Source organism: Paenibacillus sp. N3.4, assembly GCF_008017805.1.
Classification (GTDB): domain Bacteria; phylum Bacillota; class Bacilli; order Paenibacillales; family NBRC-103111; genus Paenibacillus_E.
The window spans coordinates 1-20,190 of sequence record NZ_VRTT01000098.1; the positions used below are offsets into that span (position 1 = coordinate 1).

General features: G+C 46.6%; 20 protein-coding genes and 1 pseudogene. 12 read left to right on the forward strand and 9 right to left on the reverse strand.

Translation table 11 applies throughout. From position 1 onward, the window contains the following. From FU659_RS37830 to FU659_RS30825, 6 genes and pseudogenes are all read left to right on the forward strand, one after another. The coding region (locus FU659_RS37830; RefSeq protein ID WP_187274510.1) for a hypothetical protein at positions 1-190 on the forward strand (190 nt) is incomplete at its 5' end. Between the two features lie 68 nt (positions 191-258). After that, positions 259-822 (forward strand): annotated as a pseudogene (locus FU659_RS39105) (glycoside hydrolase family 16 protein); the annotation flags it as partial. A gap of 24 nt (positions 823-846) precedes the next feature. Continuing rightward, complete coding sequence (locus tag FU659_RS39110; RefSeq protein ID WP_397356931.1) at positions 847-1,482, forward strand: beta-xylosidase family glycoside hydrolase; 636 nt, start codon at positions 847-849, stop codon at positions 1,480-1,482. 629 nt (positions 1,483-2,111) lie between these two features. Beyond that, positions 2,112-2,405: a hypothetical protein gene (locus FU659_RS30815; RefSeq protein ID WP_261808166.1), complete on the forward strand. Its 294-nt coding sequence runs from the start codon at positions 2,112-2,114 to the stop codon at positions 2,403-2,405. A gap of 1 nt (position 2,406) precedes the next feature. Beyond that, positions 2,407-2,631 (forward strand): helix-turn-helix transcriptional regulator, encoded by a 225-nt coding sequence (locus FU659_RS30820; RefSeq protein ID WP_147951068.1) that lies wholly within the window; start codon positions 2,407-2,409, stop codon positions 2,629-2,631. A gap of 60 nt (positions 2,632-2,691) precedes the next feature. Further along, the gene (locus tag FU659_RS30825; RefSeq protein ID WP_147951069.1) at positions 2,692-3,363 is read left to right on the forward strand and encodes a DUF4386 domain-containing protein; all 672 of its coding nucleotides are present in this window, start codon (positions 2,692-2,694) and stop codon (positions 3,361-3,363) included. Positions 3,364-3,547: 184 nt separating this feature from the next. Here the strand turns inward: FU659_RS30825 and FU659_RS30830 are convergent, their stop codons facing one another. The 3 genes from FU659_RS30830 to FU659_RS30840 form a co-directional block, all read right to left on the reverse strand. Continuing rightward, positions 3,548-4,384, reverse strand: coding sequence for a sulfurtransferase (locus tag FU659_RS30830; protein ID WP_147951070.1), 837 nt, complete (start codon positions 4,382-4,384; stop codon positions 3,548-3,550). 24 nt (positions 4,385-4,408) lie between these two features. After that, positions 4,409-4,882, reverse strand: a complete 474-nt coding sequence (locus FU659_RS30835) for a GNAT family N-acetyltransferase (RefSeq protein WP_147951071.1) — start codon at positions 4,880-4,882, stop codon at positions 4,409-4,411. A gap of 131 nt (positions 4,883-5,013) precedes the next feature. After that, entirely contained in the window at positions 5,014-5,670 is a 657-nt protein-coding gene (locus FU659_RS30840) for a hypothetical protein (RefSeq protein ID WP_147951072.1), read from the reverse strand. A gap of 39 nt (positions 5,671-5,709) precedes the next feature. On the opposite strand from FU659_RS30840, the gene FU659_RS30845 reads away from it, so the two are divergent. Further along, positions 5,710-6,213 carry a GNAT family N-acetyltransferase gene (locus tag FU659_RS30845; RefSeq protein ID WP_147951073.1) on the forward strand — a complete coding sequence of 168 codons (504 nt, stop codon included), beginning with the start codon at positions 5,710-5,712 and terminating at the stop codon, positions 6,211-6,213. 16 nt (positions 6,214-6,229) lie between these two features. Here the strand turns inward: FU659_RS30845 and FU659_RS30850 are convergent, their stop codons facing one another. From FU659_RS30850 to FU659_RS30860, 3 genes are read right to left on the reverse strand one after another with little or no spacing between them, the layout of a single operon-like run. Further along, positions 6,230-6,529, reverse strand: coding sequence for a 4a-hydroxytetrahydrobiopterin dehydratase (locus tag FU659_RS30850; RefSeq protein ID WP_187274512.1), 300 nt, complete (start codon positions 6,527-6,529; stop codon positions 6,230-6,232). Between the two features lie 20 nt (positions 6,530-6,549). After that, a complete protein-coding gene (gene recQ / locus FU659_RS30855; RefSeq protein ID WP_147951075.1) occupies positions 6,550-8,358 on the reverse strand; it encodes a DNA helicase RecQ in 1,809 nt (602 codons plus the stop codon). Positions 8,359-8,410: 52 nt separating this feature from the next. Further along, on the reverse strand, positions 8,411-8,704 hold the full coding sequence (locus FU659_RS30860) for a hypothetical protein (protein ID WP_147951076.1): 294 nt from the start codon (positions 8,702-8,704) through the stop codon (positions 8,411-8,413). A 192-nt stretch (positions 8,705-8,896) separates the two neighbouring features. Here FU659_RS30860 and FU659_RS30865 point away from each other — a divergent pair, with 192 nt between their 5' ends. Beyond that, the gene (locus FU659_RS30865) at positions 8,897-10,486 is read left to right on the forward strand and encodes an SWIM zinc finger family protein (protein WP_147951077.1); all 1,590 of its coding nucleotides are present in this window, start codon (positions 8,897-8,899) and stop codon (positions 10,484-10,486) included. Next, on the forward strand, positions 10,474-13,374 hold the full coding sequence (locus FU659_RS30870; protein WP_187274513.1) for a DEAD/DEAH box helicase: 2,901 nt from the start codon (positions 10,474-10,476) through the stop codon (positions 13,372-13,374). The genes FU659_RS30865 and FU659_RS30870 overlap by 13 nt, the downstream gene beginning before the upstream one ends. Before the next feature lie 88 nt (positions 13,375-13,462). Here the strand turns inward: FU659_RS30870 and FU659_RS30875 are convergent, their stop codons facing one another. Next, entirely contained in the window at positions 13,463-14,647 is a 1,185-nt protein-coding gene (locus FU659_RS30875) for an EAL domain-containing protein (RefSeq protein WP_187274514.1), read from the reverse strand. Between the two features lie 206 nt (positions 14,648-14,853). On the opposite strand from FU659_RS30875, the gene FU659_RS37840 reads away from it, so the two are divergent. The 3 genes from FU659_RS37840 (at position 14,854) to pyrH (ending at position 18,791) form a co-directional block, all read left to right on the forward strand. After that, on the forward strand, positions 14,854-15,588 hold the full coding sequence (locus FU659_RS37840) for a CHASE3 domain-containing protein (RefSeq protein ID WP_261808167.1): 735 nt from the start codon (positions 14,854-14,856) through the stop codon (positions 15,586-15,588). Next, complete coding sequence (locus FU659_RS30880) at positions 15,525-17,735, forward strand: hybrid sensor histidine kinase/response regulator (protein WP_261808168.1); 2,211 nt, start codon at positions 15,525-15,527, stop codon at positions 17,733-17,735. Before FU659_RS37840 ends, FU659_RS30880 begins: the two co-directional genes overlap by 64 nt. Positions 17,736-18,056: 321 nt before the next feature. Next, positions 18,057-18,791 (forward strand): UMP kinase, encoded by a 735-nt coding sequence (pyrH, locus tag FU659_RS30885; RefSeq protein WP_147951080.1) that lies wholly within the window; start codon positions 18,057-18,059, stop codon positions 18,789-18,791. Between the two features lie 34 nt (positions 18,792-18,825). Here the strand turns inward: pyrH and FU659_RS30890 are convergent, their stop codons facing one another. Together FU659_RS30890 and FU659_RS35990 are read right to left on the reverse strand one after the other, a co-directional pair. Beyond that, entirely contained in the window at positions 18,826-19,578 is a 753-nt protein-coding gene (locus FU659_RS30890; protein ID WP_147951081.1) for a GNAT family N-acetyltransferase, read from the reverse strand. A gap of 11 nt (positions 19,579-19,589) precedes the next feature. Further along, positions 19,590-19,733 (reverse strand): hypothetical protein, encoded by a 144-nt coding sequence (locus FU659_RS35990; protein ID WP_187274515.1) that lies wholly within the window; start codon positions 19,731-19,733, stop codon positions 19,590-19,592. Positions 19,734-20,190 lie beyond the last annotated feature (457 nt).

Sequence of the window (20,190 nt, forward strand, 5' to 3'; positions counted from 1 at the left end):
ATCTGAGATAACGGAAGCGGCACGAATCCTGGAGATAACGGAAGTGGTACAAATCCTGGAGATAACGGAGGCGGTACGAATCCTGGAGATAACGGAAGCGGTACGAATCCTGGAAATGGCGGCGGTACGAATCCTGGAGATCCGTTATGGACGCTTGTATGGAGTGATGAGTTCGTTGGCAATACATTAGATGCATCCAAATGGAACTATGTTCAAGGTGGCGGCGGTTATGGCAACAACGAACTTCAGAACTATACGAATAGACCGGAGAATGTCCGTGTTGAGAACGGAAATTTAATTATTGAAGCACGCAAGGAGAAGTATCAAGGAAGCGATTATACTTCAGCAAAGTTAGAGACGAAGAATAAAGGTGATTGGACTTACGGTCGATTTGAAATCCGCGCTAAATTACCGGAAGGCAAAGGAATGTGGCCTGCTATCTGGATGATGCCTTCCAACAAAGATTTCGGCGGGTGGCCAGCTAGCGGTGAACTTGACATTATGGAATCTCTTGGACACGAACCGGGGAAAGTATACGGCACCATACATTATGGCAATCCTTATGCACATACCGGAGAAAACTATACGCTTCCTAATAATCAGAAATTTTCGGATGACTTCCATACTTTCAGTATTGAATGGGCTCCGGGCCAAATACAATGGTTTATCGACGGAATTCTTTACTCGACTAAGAACGATTGGTTTAGTAAAAGCAGCAATAGTACAGATGACAACCCCTACCCGGCTCCTTTTAATCGCGACTTCTATCTGCAATTAAATTTGGCAGTTGGCGGCAATTGGCCGGGGAACCCAGATTCAACTACAGATTGGTCGGTTCCGAAACAAATGGCAGTCGATTATGTTCGAGTCTATCGTTATAACGGACAATATGCAGACCCCGGCCCGCGTCCAGGTAAGAACTTGGGCAGTGGTTGGTCTTGGGTAAGAGAAGAAGGCAGTGCTTGGTCCGTAGAGGGCAATCCTAAAGCAATGAAGATAACGACCCAAGAAGGCGGTTTTACGCGCCCGACAAAGCCTAATAACATCCTTCTCAGGAACCCTGCACCGAGCGAAACGGGAGATTTCACCGTTTCCACAAAAATTAAATTTAACGCTACGGTAAACTTCGAGTATGCGGGCTTAATTATGTATCAGGATGATAATAATTATGTGTCGCTGGGACGCTGTTTTTCTGCCAATAATCAAATAAGGTTTACAGAAGGACGGAATGGCGGAGCAACAGATAAGAATTACGCAGACCCCATTACTCCGCAGGATATTTACCTTAAAATTGAGAAAAAAGGAAGCAAATACAATGGTTATTACAGCATTGATGGAAAAACGTGGATCCTGCTTACTGATTCCTTCAACATATCATTGAACAATCCTAAAATAGGTATCTTCACAAGAAAATTGGGACCTGCTTCTAAGACGGCTGAATTTACCGAGTTTAAATGGAATGACATTCAGATATCGTTCTAGGTTCAACTGGGTCGCGTGAAACGGATGGCAAAGGTGAAGTTATATTGCCCTCTTACCTGTATATCCAAAATATAAAACACAGCCCAAAGCGGCTGTCGTTTTATATTTTGGAGCGTTGTACTTTCCTCTATGTTTCCTTATGCTACCACTACATAAAAAAATCCACTCGATCATTACTTCAACCTTCTCTCCGAGCCAAAGAAACAGAAAGCGTGAAACCCCGGACTATGGCTGGCTCCGGGGCTGCTGCAACTGCTTTCTTCAGGTTCTTGTTTGCAAGGAAGGCACAGAAAAAGCTGCAAAAACCTACCCGAAGGTAACCTGTCACAGTCCTCATACTCACGAACCCCCATGCTCGAATGTCTACTCAGCGCCAAATACATGTAAATAAAACTTGACATCAAGTATAGTTTTTATTACATTTTGTATATCGTTATTTACTTCAAATAGCGAAGAGAACGCACAGGAGGCATATCCATGACCTATCAAGAAAAGAAGAGTATCGTATCGTTGATCAGCACTATTCTCATTTTCGGTTCATATTGCTTGTGCATGTATTCGCAGTACCCCGGAGGGGGCTGCAGCCCACGGAAACTTTTCACTATTGGGGCTCCTTCGTCCTCATCCTGATGTCAGTTTCAATCGTCGCGCATATCATTGTCAGCATTATTTTTAACATCGTCTTTAGAATAACCACCAAAGAAAAGGAACCCTCATTTGCGGATGAACTGGATAAGCTCATTGACTTGAAAGCGAACCGAATATCTTTTTTTATGTTTATCGTCGGCTTTCTTCTTGCCATGGGATCGCTGGTCATAGATCAGCCGTCACAGGTGATGTTCGTGATCCTGATCGGCTCCGGATTTATTTCCGATGTGACCGGGTCCGTTACGAAACTTTATCACTATCGGAGAGGAGTCTAAGATGGGCAAAAATCTTGTCGGCAATCACATCCGAAAATTACGGTTCAACCATGATGAAATGACGCAGCAGCAATTAGCTGACAAGGCGGGCGTAACAAGACAAACCATTGTGGCTCTCGAAAAGGGAAACTACTCCCCGTCACTGGAACTGGCTTTTCGCATTGCTCACGCCTTCAACTTATCTTTGGAAGAGGTATTCTTTTACGGGGAAAACACTAAGGAGTAAGAACTAGGATTATCATTACTTTTACTGACTAAGAAATTATAAAATGAAGGAGATGAAAATATGAATTCAAACAAAAAAGCCGCAAAAATTGTGGGGGTACTGTTTATACTTGCAGCCGTTACTTCGATAATAGGTCTTAATTTATATGATCCTATCCTAAAGGATCCCGATTACCTGATTAAAGGTTCCGAACACGCCAACCAGGTGATACTGGGAGCGCTTATGGAGTTAATTCTTGTCGTTTCAGCGATTGGTACTGCAACTACAATGTTTCCATTTTTAAGAAAGTATAATGAAACTATAGCTCTTTGGCATGTTTGCTTCAGGTTTCTTGAAGCGGTTATCATCACTGTCGGCATAATCAGCGTACTGTCCCTATTGACCTTAAGCCGGGAATTTGTAGCAGCAGGAGCCCTGGACACCGCCTTTTTTCAAGCTTCAGGTGCTTTATTAAAAGCAGTACATGACTGGACCTTTCTGCTTGGGCCTGCCTTCATGCTGGGCATCAACACGATGATGTACAGTTACATCTTTTATAAATCCAAGCTGGTCCCAAGGTTTATATCAATCTTGGGTATGACAGGAGCAACACTTGTTTTTATTGAGGCCTTGTTAGTCATGTTCGGCGTCATTCAACAAATTTCTGTTTGGGGTGCTATTTTGGCGCTGCCAGTAGCAGCTAATGAAATGATTTTAGCAGTATGGCTCATCGTTAAAGGATTCAAAGAATAGCGTTATCAACTCGTGAACGGCTGACTTCCACCGCGATCACCTTCCAAATGGGTTCCTGTAACTGGTTTCAACGACTTTTTGTTTGCAAGTTGTTTGTAGAAAAGCCCAAAGAGGACCGCAACAGCCCACCTCTCGGTAACCTGTCACAGCCCTCAAACCCGCGTACGACGCGGCTTTCCAGTTCTTACTCTTCACCCTTGGCAATCGGGTTGTCCTCATACGAAATCCAATCGCTCCAGCTGCCGCTGTAGAGCTTCACATTCTCAAAGCCCGCTTCGCTCAGCGCAAGCACATTCGGACAAGCGGTGACGCCGGAACCGCAGTAGACGATAATCTCCTCAGCATCGCGCAAACCAGCGAAGCGTCTCTCTTGCTCCGCGGCTGATAGCCATGCTCCGGATTCACCGAGTACGCCCTTCCAGAAGTAGTTGCGTGCGCTGGGAATATGGCCAGCCACTGCGTCAATCGGTTCTTCCAACCCCAAATAGCGGCGCTCTTCACGCGAATCAACGAGCACGGTCCCGGGACGCCCGAGCTTGTCCTTGACCTCGTCCATGCTAGCCAGCATCGAGCGATGCACCTTCGGTGAGAAGGTCCGCGAGAATACGGCAGGAACTTCCGCCGTGACCGGGTAGCCAGCAGCTTTCCAAGCTGTGTATCCTTGGTCTAGGACATATACCTCTGAATGTCCGAGGAATTTCAGCATCCACCACAGTCGTGAAGCCATAGCCCCGCCTTGATCATCATAAGCGACGACCGTTTTCGTTCCGTCGATACCGAGATTTCCTGCAAGAATGGAGAATGCACCTAAATCAGGAAGCGGATGCCGCCCCCCGTGAGCCATTTTGGCACCGGATAAATCTTTTTCTAAATCCACATATACGGACCCGGCTATGTGGTCTTTCTCATAATTCTCTCTGCCTGACTCCGGTTGTCCTAACGCAAAGCGGCAATCCACGATCACGATGTTTGCGTCGCCTATCTGTCCAAGGAGCCAATTCTGACTTACGATATTTTCCACAGGTTGATGCCACCTTCCTAACAATTAGTCGCCAATCCCAATCGTAGGATTGAGCGAATACGATTGCCAATCATTTCGTTCTCCACCCATTTTATCGTAAAATGCCTGTGCACGGAAGTTGTCCTTAGCCGTTGTCCATGTTAAGTTCGCGTACCCATTTCTAGCCGCATATCCTTTGCAAGCTGCGAAGAGCTTCGCCGCTGTGCCTTGACCGCGTTCTGCCTCTACGACGAACAAGTCGTTCATAATGGCAATTTTGGAAGCACGCAATGTACTGAATGTGAAATACAGCGTAGCAAAGCCAACCATTGTACCATCATCCGTCTCCGCCACGAATTGGATACCATCCTTCTGTTCAAGCAAACCATGAATTAATCCATTCAGTTTGTCATCCTCAGGTTGTCGATATTGATAGAAATCAACAATGTAAGCGAGCATTAACGTTTTTAATTGTGATATATCTTGCATAACAGCTTCTCGTATTGTAACTTGGGTCATCTCGATGACCTCCTATTCCCATGAACTCACTATGTCCATTGTACGCAATTTAGTTGCGGCATTGAATGGAGAAAGCATCCAAAAATTTGCACTAGCTGGCATACGTTCAGGGTTAGTTTACCGCAAAACCGCTAATTCTCTTCCATTTCTTTGCGATACAGCAGAAAAAAAATGATAACCAATAATAAACAAAACCCTGCTGCAAAATAAAAAATCGAGGATAGCTTTAATGTTACCGCATAATAAGTAGCAAAGAACAACACTAGACTGAAAACAGAAACGATAAATAAGGCTTGATTATGGGGACGCCACGAGGTACTATCTCTCATTTCCATGCGGACCGTGAACCCCAACCGCCGCTTAACCAACACATATCCTGTTAGGTAGGATAAACTCGCAGCCATTATCTTTAGAGCACGAGATGCTAAATCATTGTTATAAAAATAATCACTCAACGAGGCATCCGTTAGCAGAGGAGCAAGAAATAAAATAACGGCCAAATAAAGGGTATAGCCTAGTGAGCCGAGAAAAGCTATCATAAGCGAGTGGAATTTCCGGATACGAAAGATATAATGAATGAACACAGCTTGCGTTGCAACATGCAGCATAGGACCGAAGCTCGGAATCTTCAATATGGCAATAGTAAAGTAAAGACATGAGAGCAGCAGCGATGCGAATAGTAGGTGGAGCCACTTATTCTTAATAGAAATTCGAAATAAACTTAGTCCTAATACAAGCATGGACAATGCAGTAACCGCAGAGGTCGGAATATCCAGATGCAAGACCATTTGAACCCTCCAACATGAAATGAAAAAGGTGAAAACATCATGGTAAATGATAGCTTACAATGGCGCGTCGTACCGCTCACAGATGTATGGTGTCAGGAGCTTTGCACTTGGGACTATTCGCCGTTTGAAATGTACAATTGGCCTTCTTGGGAAACCATGAAACGGGATGGCTTGGAGTTCGCTGACCCGATAATTCGCGCTGAGCAATATAGTGGTATTGTTGATGAGAGAAACCATTTATGCGGCTTCGTTCAGTTCTTCCCCATCGTCGGAGTCACACGCTTAGGACTCGGGCTTCGTCCCGATCTATGCGGCCAACGAAGTGGCCTTGGTGTCCGCTTCGTCAAGCTGCTCATTCAGGAAGCCAAGCGGCGGAAACCTCAGCAAGAGATTGATCTTGAAGTGCTCGAATGGAACGAACGAGCGATTCAAACCTATCGGAGAGTCGGCTTCATCATCACAGACACCTACGAAAAGTGGACACCTACAGGGGTAGCAACTTTTCATTGTATGGTCTATGACGAAGCACACGAAGCTACATAGGTGAGTACCTTTGTTGCTAGTGTGCAACCTTCATCTCGGCAAAAGCCTCGTCGAATTGAGCTGCGGTACTGAAATCCAGCTCAGTCAAACCTCCCGCATGCCAGGAGGTCAAACGCAAGGTAACCGTTTTATAATCAATAGCGATCATAGGATGATGGTTATTTGCTTCTGCAAGACGGGCAACCTTATTCACGAAGGCAATTCCTTGCAAAAACTCGGTAAAGCGATACTTACGCACAATCCATTTGTTATCATCTGTTGACCAGTCTACGATCTCTGAAAGCTTCGTTTCAATATCCGCTTGCCCTAGCTTCACTAAAATCTACTCCCTCTGATCTACTCAAAATCATAAGCAGCTGCGCCAACTTCGCCTTCTCCCGCATACGTGCGGAGCAGGTCCAAAAATGGCTTCCCATAGTTGCGGTATTTCACCTCACCGACACCCTTGATCTTCAGCATCGCCGATTCCGAAGTCGGACAAATCTCGCTCATCTCACGCAGCGTGCTGTCCGAGAAAATAATATACGGCGGCACTTTCTCGCGCGCAGCAATCTCCCGACGGAGCAGACGAAGCTGCTCGAACAAGGTGTTGTCGATAGCAGCAGCCTTAACCTGCTGTCTGCGTACCTTTTGGTTCACCTGCAGCTTACCTTGAAGAACTTCCGCTGCGGGCTGAAGCAGTTTAACGACCGGATACTGACCATCCGAAAGCTGAAGATAACCTTCCGAGATCAGCACATTGATCAAATCGGAAATCTCCTTCTCAGGCAGCTCCTTCATAATCCCATGCGTCGGGAGACGATCAAAGCGATAATCGAGAATCTTCTTGGCCTTTGAGCCCTTGAGCACGGAAGCAATCATCGATATCCCGAATCTTTCTTGCATGCGGCGGATACAAGAGAAGATTTTCTGGGCTTCCACCGTGATGTCTACTGTATCCCGATCATCTTTGCAGGAACTGCAATTCCCGCAGGTATCTTTGACATTGGTCTCATCAAAATAGTGCAAGATCACGTTTCGCAGGCAGCGTGGCGAATAGCAGTAATCGATCATTGTCTGGAGCTTCTTATACTCATTCGCCTTTCGCTCAGGCGAGAGCTGGTTCTGCTCGATCAGGAATTTCTGTGTCATAATATCCTGCGCGCTGAACAACAGAATACATTCGCTTGGCTCCCCGTCCCGTCCCGCACGACCGGCTTCTTGGTAATAGGCTTCCATATTTTTGGGCATATTGTAATGAATGACGTAACGAACGTTGGACTTATCAATGCCCATACCAAATGCATTCGTGGCAATCATTACGCGAATATCATCATAAAGGAATGCCTCCTGCATGTAGGAGCGCTCCTCGTCGGACAAGCCGGCATGATACTTCCCTGCGGCGTATCCTTTTTTACGCAGAGTCTCATAGAGATCTTCAACGTCTTTACGTGTAGCTGCGTAGATAATACCCGGCTGATGCGTATGTTCCTTCACATAGTTCTGAACATAATCTCGTTTGTTTTCACCACGAAGGATCGTCAGTTCGAGATTATCCCGTGAGAAACCATTAATGAATATACCCGCTTGATCAAGTTCAAGCAGTCTAGCGATATCCGCAGTCACCTCGGCCGTTGCTGTTGCTGTAAATGCCGCTACAATGGGACGATTGGGCAGCCCGCGAATGAACGGGGCAATGGAGACATAACTTGGGCGAAAATCATGACCCCACTGCGATACGCAGTGTGCTTCATCAATCGCGACAAAAGGCAGATTAAGCGCCGCCATTCGAGCACGAAACCGCTCCGACTCCAACCGTTCAGGAGCGATATACATCAGCTTATACTTACCCTGCATCGCCCCTTTCATCCGCAGCTCCACTTCTTTGGCTTCCAATGTGCTATTAATAAAAGTCGCGGGCACACCTAACACACTTAGCGCATCCACTTGATCCTTCATAAGCGAAATCAGCGGTGAAATAACCAGCGTCACGCCCTCCATCAGCATGGCAGGAACCTGATAACAGATTGATTTCCCGCCGCCTGTCGGCATGATCCCTAGCGTATCTCGGCCTTCGAGCAGGCTCGTAATAATATTCTTCTGGCCCTCTCGAAATTCTGGGTAGCCATAAACTTGTTGTAGAACCTTTCTTGCTCCATCCAGCATAGCTTCCAAACACCTTTCTCTATCTCAACTCTCTGTGTTCGATCTGTCGCAATTAGACCAAATAAACGACGGATACGAGTTTCTCACCATCGTGGACCTTAAGCACGTGGTTGCTCGGGTCATGACGAACCGAACCTGCTCCTACATGCATCACAGGTGAATTGCCTAATCCATAGAAAATATCGTCAGCCAACGTGCGCAGGCATTCCTCTTGTTCATCGTGATCCAGTTCCTGCCAGTCATCCGCACTCATCTCAAGAAATTCATATACACCATCAATTAAGGCAATTCCACGTACGAAATCAGTAACGATATCCTTATATTCCCTGCCGAATTTAATACCCAATGTGCAGTTCTCCTTTCAAGAGCGTAGCTATAAGATAACTTTATCACATTATAAGTCGGAATGCAGGAGTTCGCCCCCATCCGGGCGGATAAAAAAATACCCTTTGGCATAAACTGTGGAAATGGGCAATTTCGGAAAAAATCTGTTACTATGGAAGAAGGAATGTACCGCTCGGAGGGTAGGAAAGCACACATGCTGAAACTGCAGATTCCCAAAAATCGAATGAACTACCTCATCAAACAAATTCCGCTCCACTTCGACGCCGTCGTTCTGGAACAGGGTTGGGAGTATTACCATAAAGGCCGGGTGACGGAGATCGATCTGAAAGGCACTCGCATTCAGGCCGCAGTCACAGGTAGTCAGATATATGAGACAAATATACATTTGGAAAATTTCGCGAATAGCGAATGCTCGTGCACTTATGACGGTTCCTGCAAGCATATGGCAGCCGCTTTTTTCAGCTTGTATGCCCCTTATGGCCGACCTGAGTTGCTGCTGCAGCAATTGAAACAGCAAATACTCACGCGAAAGAAGCCTATTCGCGGCGCATCTCTTGCGCAGGATAAGAAAGCCGGTCAAGCTAATGTCCCTTTGGAAGCGGCCATGCCAGTGGAATGGCATCGTTTTTTCGAAGGGAAATTTCATGGATTTTCGATATCCCATCAACATTCCATCGAAACATTCTACGACTCTGCATTGGAGTCTCTCCCTGCCCATGCCGTAAACTGGCAGTCATCTGCCAGAGAACTCTTTATGTTCCATATCCTGCTCTTTATGATGCGAAAGATTGAACAGTTTTATCAAGATACCAAGAGCTCTTACTTATCGTATTATCATGAAAATGGCTGTAAAATTGCCGCCAAAAACTGTGAAGATAAGCTCGTGGCCTTCATTGAAAACACCGACCTCAATAAGTCGTTTGCCGCTGAACCTAAACATTGGCAAGCCACTGTAAAAATGCTTAGTGATTTTGCCCTGCAGGGCAAAGATAGCCCTATTGATTGGTTATTCGTATACCGTTTCATTTGGTGGAAGCTCTCCGATCATAGACAAGCTCAACAAGAGGAAATACAACGCCTCACTGTTCTTCTGGGCAAGAAGGAGCTCTTAGCCCGGAAGAAGGATACACTGCTGGCTGCCAGAGCGCATTTTGATATTATGCAGGGGGATACGGAGCTTGCCTTCGCGCGCCTAGAGCAGTTAAACCATCCGAATGCCAAGGATTTTTTCCTGTATCTTCATCATTATTACAAGGATAAGAAATGGAGCGACATGCTCGTCTGGCTGCGATGGATGCTTCCTTCGGTAGCGAATGCAAACCATGATGATTTCCGAACCTTCTGCCAGTATTGGCAGGATACGACTAAGCATTTGGATTCGGATAGCGAGTGGGTACAGGTCATGGAATCCTTGCTGCCTCGTTCCTACTACTATTACACGGCTTATTTACTGCAAACGAAACGTTACCGCCAGTGGATTGATTTGCAGCTCGCGAATCGTATTTCGCCGCTTAGCTTGTACGCCACGGAGCTTAAAGCGATTGAAGAGCATGATTCGTCATTGCTTCTCCCACTCTATCATCAAGCAGCAGAACGAGCTGTTCTGGAGAAAAATCGGGCCTCCTACAAGACCGCCGTTCGCCTTCTGAAGAAGCTGCACACCATTTATAAACAGTTAGGCCAAGATGACCGTTGGGAACATTATGTTTATCGACTAGCGGATAAATTCTCGCGCCTGCGAGCTTTCCAAGAAGAGCTGAAGAAAGGAAAATGGATTCGATGATCGAAACCAGCGCGCTGACCGTTCACGTTAGCTCCATCCCTAATGGTTCTTTATTTCTATGGGGCACCCGCGAAAACGGCGGCATATGGGATGCTCTCGACTTAAAAAATATGCTGTTTGCTTGGCATCGCTCCTCGTTTTACGGCACCTTCATGGAACCTAGCGAGTGGCAAAATCGGGAAGGCATCGAGCTGCAGCCCTTAGAAGCACTTGATTATTTCAGCGATCCACAGCCTGTTCAACATATTCAACTTAGCTGGCACAAAGACGGTGCGGATATGATTCTTCTGGCTCCCGCTGTCAAAGAAGCACTGGCCACAGGTCGCTTCATGCCGGATTATGAGAAATGGAAAGCCGGCGAGATCGGCTGGAAGCTCGAGCTCCCTGTCGAATTGCAGCCTCTAGAGACGCCTGCGGTAACTCGCTGGATACAGGCTCTCATCCCGGAATGGGTCGATGCCGATGGCATCATGAAAGACAATCTGCGCAAGCTGGAAGCCGCTTATCCCCTCATGCGCCGCGGTGAGATCGGCGCCGATATTTGGCTCGACGAGGAAGACTGGCTCGTCGCGATTGGTTGGCGTCAGGACCGGACGCCGATGCGTACATGCTTGCAGCTCGTCGAGCCGGACCTGGCGCAGGGCGCAGGCTGGCAGCTGCGCGTGCTGCTGCAGGACCGGCTCGCGCCGGACGTGCTTCGCACGGTAACGCCTAGCGGCGAGCCGGTTGAAGGCGAACAGCCCCTGCCGGAGGCGTGGCTGGCAGAGATTGGCCGCGTGCAGCGCGATGCGGCCAAGTGGACCCGCATCCTGCCCTGGCTGGATGCGGATAGTACGGATGCCGCGGCGGGCGAAAACGCCGCGTTTTCCCTCCGTCAGACATTGACGGAGGAAGAGGCCTGGCGCTTCCTCGCAGAGGGAAGCGTGCGGCTTGTTGAGGCCGGAACGAGTGTGTTCCTGCCTGCCTGGTGGGAACGCATCCGCAAGCTGCGGCCGAAGCTGCGCGCGAAGATCAAGTCCTCCGTCGGTTCTGGACGGGAGACGATGTTCGGACTCAGCCAGCTGATGCAGTTCGACTGGAAGCTGGCTGTGGGTGATCAGGAGCTGACGGAAGAAGAATTCCGCCAGCTTCTGGAGGAGAAGCGCAAGCTGATCCAGATCCGCGGCAGCTGGATTCAGCTCGATCCGCTCTTCATGGCGCAAGTCGAGCAAATCATGAAGCAAGTTCAGAAGAAACAAGGTCTTTCCTTCCGCGATGTGCTGGAATTGCATTTTGCCGGCGATGCTGGCGGATTGCTGCCGGCTGAGGATGATCCCGAGGCATTGCGCTACATCGAAATGGAAGTTGAGCTGAACGAGCAGTTGCGCCACATGGTCGATCAGCTCACCCAGACCGAATCGATTCCTACGATTCAGCCGCCTGCCAGCTTTCATGGATCGTTGCGCCATTATCAGGTAGACGGTATCTCTTGGCTGCTGTTCCTTCGTCGTTTCGGCTTAGGCGGCTGCTTGGCCGATGATATGGGTCTCGGCAAAACGATCCAGTGGATCACCTACTTACTTACCGTGAAAGAACAGGAACAACCTGATACGCCTTCCCTTTTAATTTGTCCAACTTCCGTACTAGGCAATTGGCAAATGGAGCTTAAGCGCTTTGCGCCCTCACTGAAGGTGCATCTGCACTATGGGCCTCAACGCTTAAAAGGACCGGCTTTTAATGCAGTCGTCGGCAAGGTAGATTTGGTCTTAACCTCCTATACGCTTTCTCATCTGGACGAATTAGAGCTAAGCTCTGTTGCTTGGAACTCCATCTGTCTGGATGAAGCACAAAATATAAAAAATGCGTACACGAAGCAAGCATCCGCCATTCGTCGATTGGATGGCTTCCATCGCATTGCACTAACAGGAACGCCGATTGAGAATCGGTTAACGGAGCTTTGGTCGATCTTCGACTTTGCCAATCCTGGCTATCTGGGCAGTGTTCGTGAATTTACGCATCGTTATGTCAATGTGATCGAGAAAACACGCGATAGCGAAACCATCGGCAAGGTGCAGAAGCTGATTCGCCCCTTTCTGCTGCGCCGCGAGAAGAAAGATCCGGCGATTCAACTGGATCTGCCGGAAAAGAACGAGTCCAAGACGTTCATATCGCTTACAGCAGAGCAAGGCTCGCTTTATGAGAACTACATCCAGGATATGTTCGATCGGCTGGATAAGCTCTCCGCAATGGAGCGGCGCGGCCTCATTCTCGCCGCGCTCACAAAGCTTAAGCAGGTGTGCAACCACCCTGCTCTGCTCCTGAAAGAAGGACCAACTGCGCCATGGAGCGGCCGTTCGAATAAGCTGGAACGACTGCTCGAAATGGTCCAGGAGCTTCGTCAAGAAGGCGACAAATGCCTGATCTTCACGCAATTTGTTGAGACCGGCAATCTGCTGCAGCATGTTTTGCAGCAGGAACTCGACGAGAAGGTGCTGTTCCTGCATGGCGGAACTCCGAAAGCGGGGCGCGATGAAATGATCGCGCACTTCCAAGACGCCAACCAACCTGAGGAAGATCAGCGCAATGTTTTCATTCTTTCCTTAAAAGCCGGTGGCATCGGACTCAACCTGACCGCAGCGAATCATGTATTCCACTACGATCGCTGGTGGAATCCCGCCGTCGAGAATCAGGCAACGGACCGTGCCTTCCGTATTGGCCAAACGCGTCATGTGCAGGTACACAAGTTCGTGACCCTCGGCACGCTGGAAGAACGTATCGACGAGATGATTGAGCGCAAGCTCGGTCTTAGCCAGCAAATTGTCGGCTCTGGTGAAAACTGGATTACGGAGCTATCTACTGACGAGCTGCGCGATCTGTTCTCGCTGCGTCGAGAGTGGGTCGAAGCGTAAATCATTAAAGCTCCATGCCTTTTCCGCAATCCAAAGAGGTTACCCCAGCTTTACTTGGGGTAACCTCTTTTTACGAGCTTCCTTCTCTCTAGATCGTCAAATCCAAGAACAAATAACAGCTTTCCCCCACAACGCACGAATAAGTTTGTATTTGATAAGAGGTATCCAAATCCGTATAGGGTTGAGAGAAGATACCCTGCTTTTGCAAATTCATCATAAGAATGTTTGAGATAAAATAGGGCCGCCAAATCCAATTGGCACCACGGTAGCTTTCATCCTTGCACCAGGTCTCATCTCTTCGACTGTAGTTGGATGAAATCTGACAGCCGTCTTCCCGGCATATGTACATACGCATACAGGTATTGGAGACCTTGCTCATGGCATGTTCAATAACCTGATCGGCATCCTCTGAAGTACGTATGGGGAGCATGGAATGAACGAAGGCATCCAGATTTTGTTGAACAGCAAACATTTGGCTGTAACGCTGAAATTCATTCAAACTAAAAAGCTGCATCTCTTCCTTTAACATGTCTTTAAAAGCATCTCTATGCTGAAGTTCAGACTCCGCTTTGGAAAATAAATATCCTTGCACATATCTAGCACCGACTTGCAGCGCACTGTGCAGCTCTTGCTTCGTCTCGACACCTTCTACCAGTAAGGAGGCGCCCATCTGTGCCGCAAGAATAGAGAATGACTCCATCAACGCTTTATAACCCGCGTGGGTTGCGCTTTTTTTGAGAATATTCAGATCAATCTTAAGTATCTTCGGTTGCAGACTGGCGATTCGATCGAAATTGCTGAAGCCGCTCCCTACATCATCTATCGCTACTATACATCCGAAATCACGATATAGTCCCACGATTTGCATAAGCTCTTGCAGTTTCCCGGTAAACTCTTCTTCTGTAATTTCAATCACGATCCGCGCAGGATTTATTTGATATTTCCTTATCAATTGTAGGGTTGGAAGCTCTCCCGTGCGACGATAGGTTCGATAGATCCACGATGGCTTTAAGTTGATGAACAGCAAACATTCATCATCTGTCGCGGCCAACTGCTTCATAGCATCTTCCCTTAAATACCGATCAATCGTCAGGTGAACTTCTTCAGGAATATCTGAGCTTTGGAAAAAAGGTCCTAAGCTTTCCACAACACCATTTCGGATCCTTCTGCCCAGCGTTTCGTAACCTATAATTTCCTGATTTTGCAAAGATAGAATCGGTTGGAAAAATGGCCTTACCTCATGTTGGTGTGGGATCCTGCTGTCTATCTGCACGGTGATTCCCTCCTTCAAGCAATCTTCTTCGCTGCTTAATGTGACATTATCTGACTAATCATTAGTATTGTAAACGAGATTTCCAGTTCTTGCAATGTGCACATGGAAGAAAACCTAACACAAACGAATTTTAAAGGAATTTGTTGCTTCATGTCGAATTTTTAAGTTATCCTTCTTATCCTATTAGAATCTAGGTGAACTTTTTAATGAAGAAATTTACGAGATCTCGGATCTCCATGTTCTATGTTATTCTAATCGTTGTCTTATTAGCGTTTGTTAGTGTGTCCAATTATATTGCCTCCCGCAATATGGAACGCGAGAACGATGCGATTGTGAATAACTCCATCCCCATATCAGACACAGCCAATAACTTGCTAACGAATTTAATTAATCAAGAAACAGGTATTCGCGGCTTCGAGTTGACGGGCAATGAGCAGTTCCTTGACCCTTATACAACAGGCAAAAAACAAATGGAACTGGACCTTGAGACGATCCGTAAATATGAAGGCAAATTTCCGACCCTTCAACTCATTATTGATACCCAAGCCGTACCTGCCATTGTTAATCTACAAAAATACTATGACTCTCAACTAGATTTAGTCAGAGCCGGGAAAGTCGAAGAAGCCAAAAACCGCATACAAACCGGCAAAACGATGATGGATCGCTATCGAACCATCCACTCCAGTATCGAGAAGAGTATTGACCAAATTACAACCAGCGCACATGACGCTTCTCTTCAGGCCGGTAAAACCTCCCGTCTCATCACGCTGGTGGGCGGCATCATTGCTTTGATTACCGGCGGTATGTCCATCTTTATCTTCAAACGGGCTACCGATGCCGAAGAGGGATTACGCAAAGCGAAGAGACGTATCGTTACATGGCGGAGAGCTTGGAAACGCAAAACGAGGAAATTATGGCGCAGCAGGAAGAGCAGCAAGTGATCCTAGCGAAACTATCGGAGCGCGAAAGTGAATTGGAACTGATCACCTCTTATCAGGAGAAGCTTACGGGATACGTTGAGCTGAAAGGATTCTTGCAGCACACGATGCCTGCACTGCTAAATTCCTTATCACAGGATGCGGCATTGATTGTCATTGAACGTTCTCGTGAAGACGTGAGTTCATTTGAAGTCATGCACGCGATTGGGTATCCGAAGGAGCATCTTAATGTGATGCAGCAGGGACTTTTTGGACCCGCCAAACGTGTATTTGAGGAAGGAACAACGATCCTGCACAAACGTGATGTGTTCGGTCATGAACGTGGCGTTCACGGAGGTATCCTGCAAGCCGTCGATCAGTACTTTCCCCTTTTCGATGATAAACAGAAGGTTATTGGCTTCTTGCTTCTTACGAGTTATCAGAGCTCACTTTTTCATGAAGATAATCATCGCTTAACCAAAGGAATCATTCGTCAGTTTGGACTGGCCTTCTACGCGCAAGTCATGAATGATGAGCGTCGCCGACAAGCCGCTGATTTAGAAACATTGAACCAGGAATTAATTACAGAGAAACAATTAATAGAAGGACAACGCGATCTGATTCAAAATATTCTCGAATCCGCGCACGAAGGAATGATGATGTGCGATTCGCAAGGTACGCTGTTATTTGCAAATCAACGCATGCATCAATACTATCAATTAAATGAACGCATTGGCAGCAATTTAGTGGAAAGCTGCCACCAAATTGCTGCGAAAATCCCTAACTTCAATGGTGTTGCATCATCGATTGAAGCTTTGTTGGATGGTTCCCTTTCTCATCTCACACAACGTTTCAGTTTTGAAATGGATGATCAGCTTCAACATGCAGAACTGTATGCTACGATTGTTAGCGAGGATACGGAGCAGCAAGGTTATTTATTCGTTTTCCGTGACCGAACAGAGGAAGAACGTGTGGATGAGATGAAGAATGAATTCATCAGCATTGTCTCCCACGAATTGCGTACGCCGCTGGCTAGCGTGCTTGGATTTATTGAAATCCTGCTGCATCGCGATCTTCCACAAGATAAGCAGAAGAAATACATGGATACGATCTATAAAGAAGCGCATCGCCTATCCAATTTAATTAATGATTTCCTTGATTTACAGCGGATGGAGTCCGGTAGACAAGTGTACCACTTCACCCCGATTAATTTATTGCCTACCGTGCAAGAAGTCGTTGAACAATGGCAAGATAAGCAAAATCATCATATCAACATTCATCATCCGGAAACAGAGCTATGGGTGTCAGTGGATGTAGACCGCATCCGTCAAGTGTTTCACAACTTAATCAGCAATGCGATTAAATATTCCCCTGCGGCAGACCAAATCGACATTCGCTTGTCAGTCGATCAAGGTAAAATAATGATTTGGATTCAAGATTACGGACTAGGCATTCCTGAAGAAGCCAATGAACAAATGTTCTCTAAATTCTTCCGTGTTGATAATTCGGACCGACGCCAGATTGGCGGAACTGGTCTGGGGCTGGCAATCGTCAAGGAGATTGTAGAAGGCCATAATGGACAAATCTCCTTTAGCTCGGAAATGGGTCAAGGGACGACCTTCCAAATTGAATTGAACGAATACGTACTGGCCTCCATGGATGGTCAGATCGTGATCTTTGAGGATGACGATAACTTAGCTAAGCTGATTCAGGTCGCCTTGACCAAGCTGGGTCTGCCATCCACACAGCTGCGTTCCGCTGAAGAGGGTATTCTCATCCTAGACCGGTGTGAAGGAGAAGGACCTATCCTGTTCATCGTAGATATTCATTTGGAAGGCGTGAAAACTGGATGGGATTTCATTGCTGAATTATACAGGCATCCGACATACTACCGGACCCCTGTCATCGTCTCTACAGCCCTTGAACCACCTCATGATTATCACGAAAAAGAAATTGAGAAGTTTCTCAAGAAGCCTTTCTCCATGGAGAGACTGATACAAGTAGCGAAGCGCTTGCTGGATAACAAGCAGAGCAATGCTTATGTATTTCCTGCACAGGACAAGGATTCACTCTCCACGACCTTGCAGCGCAACGGCATCGACGTCATCGATATGAAGGAAAATATGGATATGATTGAAGTACAGATTAAGAAGCCAGATACGGATTCCTAAATGGATTGATTCCGTTGAACGCTTTGTCGAATTACGCAGAAATTGCATTTTTCCTTCTAAATCGTGTAAAATTACTTCTAATCATAAGTGAAGGGAGTGGGGAATATGAAGGGTTCCGTGGGCACGCTAAACACGTTCTTTCCTATTTCTCATTCATCGAAACACTAAAGCATTCGTTGCTTTAGTGTTTTTTTAGTAGATAAGAAAGTATATGTCTATACGTTTGCTTCGCATCTACCTTGATAAACTCACTCGTCCCTGAAGGACGACAAAGTCGTTTATCCTTGGCTATTTGCGCACAGAGAGGGGTTGACGATAGAAATGCGGTATAAGCGGGTTCTTATTAAATTAAGTGGCGGGGCCGTGGCAGGAGACAGCGAATTTGGCTTCGATCCGGCGCAGCTGGATCACATTGCTAATGAGATTATGACAGTTGTCAATATGGGCGTTGAAGTATGTCTGGTTATCGGTGGTGGAAATATTTTCCGAGGCAATATGGGAGAGAGCTGGGGGATTGAGAAAGCCGAAGCTGACAATATCGGTACACTCGCTACGGTTATTAACAGCTTAATGCTGCGCGGGGTAATTAAAGCCAAGACCAAAGCAGAGGTTCGCGTTATGACTGCCATTCCGATTGCATCGGTTGCTGAACCTTTTATTCGACTAAGGGCCATTCATCATTTGGAAAAAGGGTACATCGTTATTTTCGCAGGCGGCAATGGTCAGCCCTTCGTTACAACCGACTATCCGTCCGTTCAAAGAGCAATAGAAGTAAACTGCCAAGCCATTCTTGTTGCCAAGCAAGGGGTTGATGGGGTTTTTGATAAAGACCCGAAACATCATAAAGAGGCTTTGCAATATAAGTCCCTCCATTATAATGATGTCATTCATAACAACTTGAAAGTCATGGATCAATCCGCTTTTATCCTCGCCAGAGATTACCATATTCCCATCCATGTGTTTAACTTCGACAAGCCAGGATCTATGAGGGAAATATGCGAAGGCTTGAATACAGGGACGATTATCAGCGGCTCATCGGAGCTCATATATCACTAAAACAAAGGATAGATAAGCAGTTTTCACTGCGGCTCTATCCTTTGTTTTGTTGCGCTTTGGAGCTCAATAAAAGCTCATAATAATCATTAGCGTTTTTCGTTTTAAACCCGCAGGATTCGTATAAACCAAGTGCTTTCTCATTTTCCACAGCTACTTCCAAATGAATAAAGGTAACATCATGATCCTGTTGCAAAGCCTCTATCGTCAGACGCAAGATTTGGCGTCCATAACCTTTTCCCCGAACAACAGGCGATACACAAAAACCATAAATTAAACCTCGCCCTCCCTCTTCCATCATCGCTCCGATTTTGCCGATGGGCACTTTCCTGTTGCCCAATTCCGCTATCCAAGTCCATTCTTTGTCGCCCGTCATGGTTTGGCTCACATATTCTCGCGCATCCTCTTCGGGCATATTGAATCCCGACTGATTTAGCGTAACGAGCAGTTCAGTATCCGTGACTTGCGCTGGACGAATCGTCACCCTCTCATCTGACGATGACGGAGCAAGCTTCACAGGCTCCTGAAGGTCCATGACATATTCAGAGAAGCCATATTGTGCCCCAAGGGAGCTCAGGAATGCTTTACCGCTATGGGAACCACGTTCATTGATGAAAATCAACTTTGGAATCTCCCTACGACGACATTCCTCTATAGCCGCTTTGCTCAATTGACTGAATAGGCCCTGACGCCGCGAATCTGGATGTACCATGCCGCTAATTTCCACTTCTGTAGACAGAAAACAATAGATAGCTAAAAAACCGACCAAACGGTCATCTTCATAAAACAAAAAATCATTCGTTACACCATCCGGCCGGCGGAGAGTGTTCCCCAATTTAATTTAATATCGATATGGTCATGGGCGTTGCAAACTGCCCATAACTCTCTGACTTCTTCCAGCTCTTGCGGCGACAATCCTGCTCTGGGCTGCAATCCTTGTTTCAAATCTTATCCCTCCATGATGCTAATTTTGACCTACTGTCAATTATAGCTTTGACGTACGAGCACAGAAAGCTAATAAATCAGTTAAATTAAAATTTCGCACAACCGATGGGATAGCCCAGGCAGCTCGATAAGAAATAATCCCGCTTAATGCCATAACCTTCACACTCAATTTACCACGATTAGGAAATAATTTACTTTTTCACTAATCAGGCTTCTTCATAATTCGAATCTGAATAGAGGTTTGTTTTTGAGAAGGTGATGATGCTTGTACTTGGATCCTATAACTAGGAAAACCTAGTTGGAGCTAATCATCCCCGACACCTGGCACAGCATACTTTTGAACCTCTCATGACTAAAATCACGAGATTCTTGGGTAGTCTCTTCTAACGAAGAGAAGTTTACCAAGCTATCCCTGTCGTTCCGACAGTTCGTGTAAGGTGATTACACAGTAAGCAGT

What these genes read in the sequence shown, in the direction of transcription:
- FU659_RS39110 (WP_397356931.1), top strand. Translation starts at nt 847, where the DNA reads ATGGCAGTCGATTATGTTCGAGTCTATCGTTATAACGGACAATATGCA.
- FU659_RS30815 (WP_261808166.1), top strand. Translation starts at nt 2,112, where the DNA reads ATGTCAGTTTCAATCGTCGCGCATATCATTGTCAGCATTATTTTTAAC.
- FU659_RS30820 (WP_147951068.1), top strand. Translation starts at nt 2,407, where the DNA reads ATGGGCAAAAATCTTGTCGGCAATCACATCCGAAAATTACGGTTCAAC.
- FU659_RS30825 (WP_147951069.1), top strand. Translation starts at nt 2,692, where the DNA reads ATGAATTCAAACAAAAAAGCCGCAAAAATTGTGGGGGTACTGTTTATA.
- FU659_RS30835 (WP_147951071.1), bottom strand. Translation starts at nt 4,882, where the DNA reads ATGACCCAAGTTACAATACGAGAAGCTGTTATGCAAGATATATCACAA.
- FU659_RS30840 (WP_147951072.1), bottom strand. Translation starts at nt 5,670, where the DNA reads ATGGTCTTGCATCTGGATATTCCGACCTCTGCGGTTACTGCATTGTCC.
- FU659_RS30845 (WP_147951073.1), top strand. Translation starts at nt 5,710, where the DNA reads ATGGTAAATGATAGCTTACAATGGCGCGTCGTACCGCTCACAGATGTA.
- recQ (WP_147951075.1), bottom strand. Translation starts at nt 8,358, where the DNA reads ATGCTGGATGGAGCAAGAAAGGTTCTACAACAAGTTTATGGCTACCCA.
- FU659_RS30865 (WP_147951077.1), top strand. Translation starts at nt 8,897, where the DNA reads ATGCTGAAACTGCAGATTCCCAAAAATCGAATGAACTACCTCATCAAA.
- FU659_RS30870 (WP_187274513.1), top strand. Translation starts at nt 10,474, where the DNA reads ATGGATTCGATGATCGAAACCAGCGCGCTGACCGTTCACGTTAGCTCC.
- FU659_RS37840 (WP_261808167.1), top strand. Translation starts at nt 14,854, where the DNA reads ATGAAGAAATTTACGAGATCTCGGATCTCCATGTTCTATGTTATTCTA.
- FU659_RS30880 (WP_261808168.1), top strand. Translation starts at nt 15,525, where the DNA reads ATGGCGGAGAGCTTGGAAACGCAAAACGAGGAAATTATGGCGCAGCAG.
- pyrH (WP_147951080.1), top strand. Translation starts at nt 18,057, where the DNA reads ATGCGGTATAAGCGGGTTCTTATTAAATTAAGTGGCGGGGCCGTGGCA.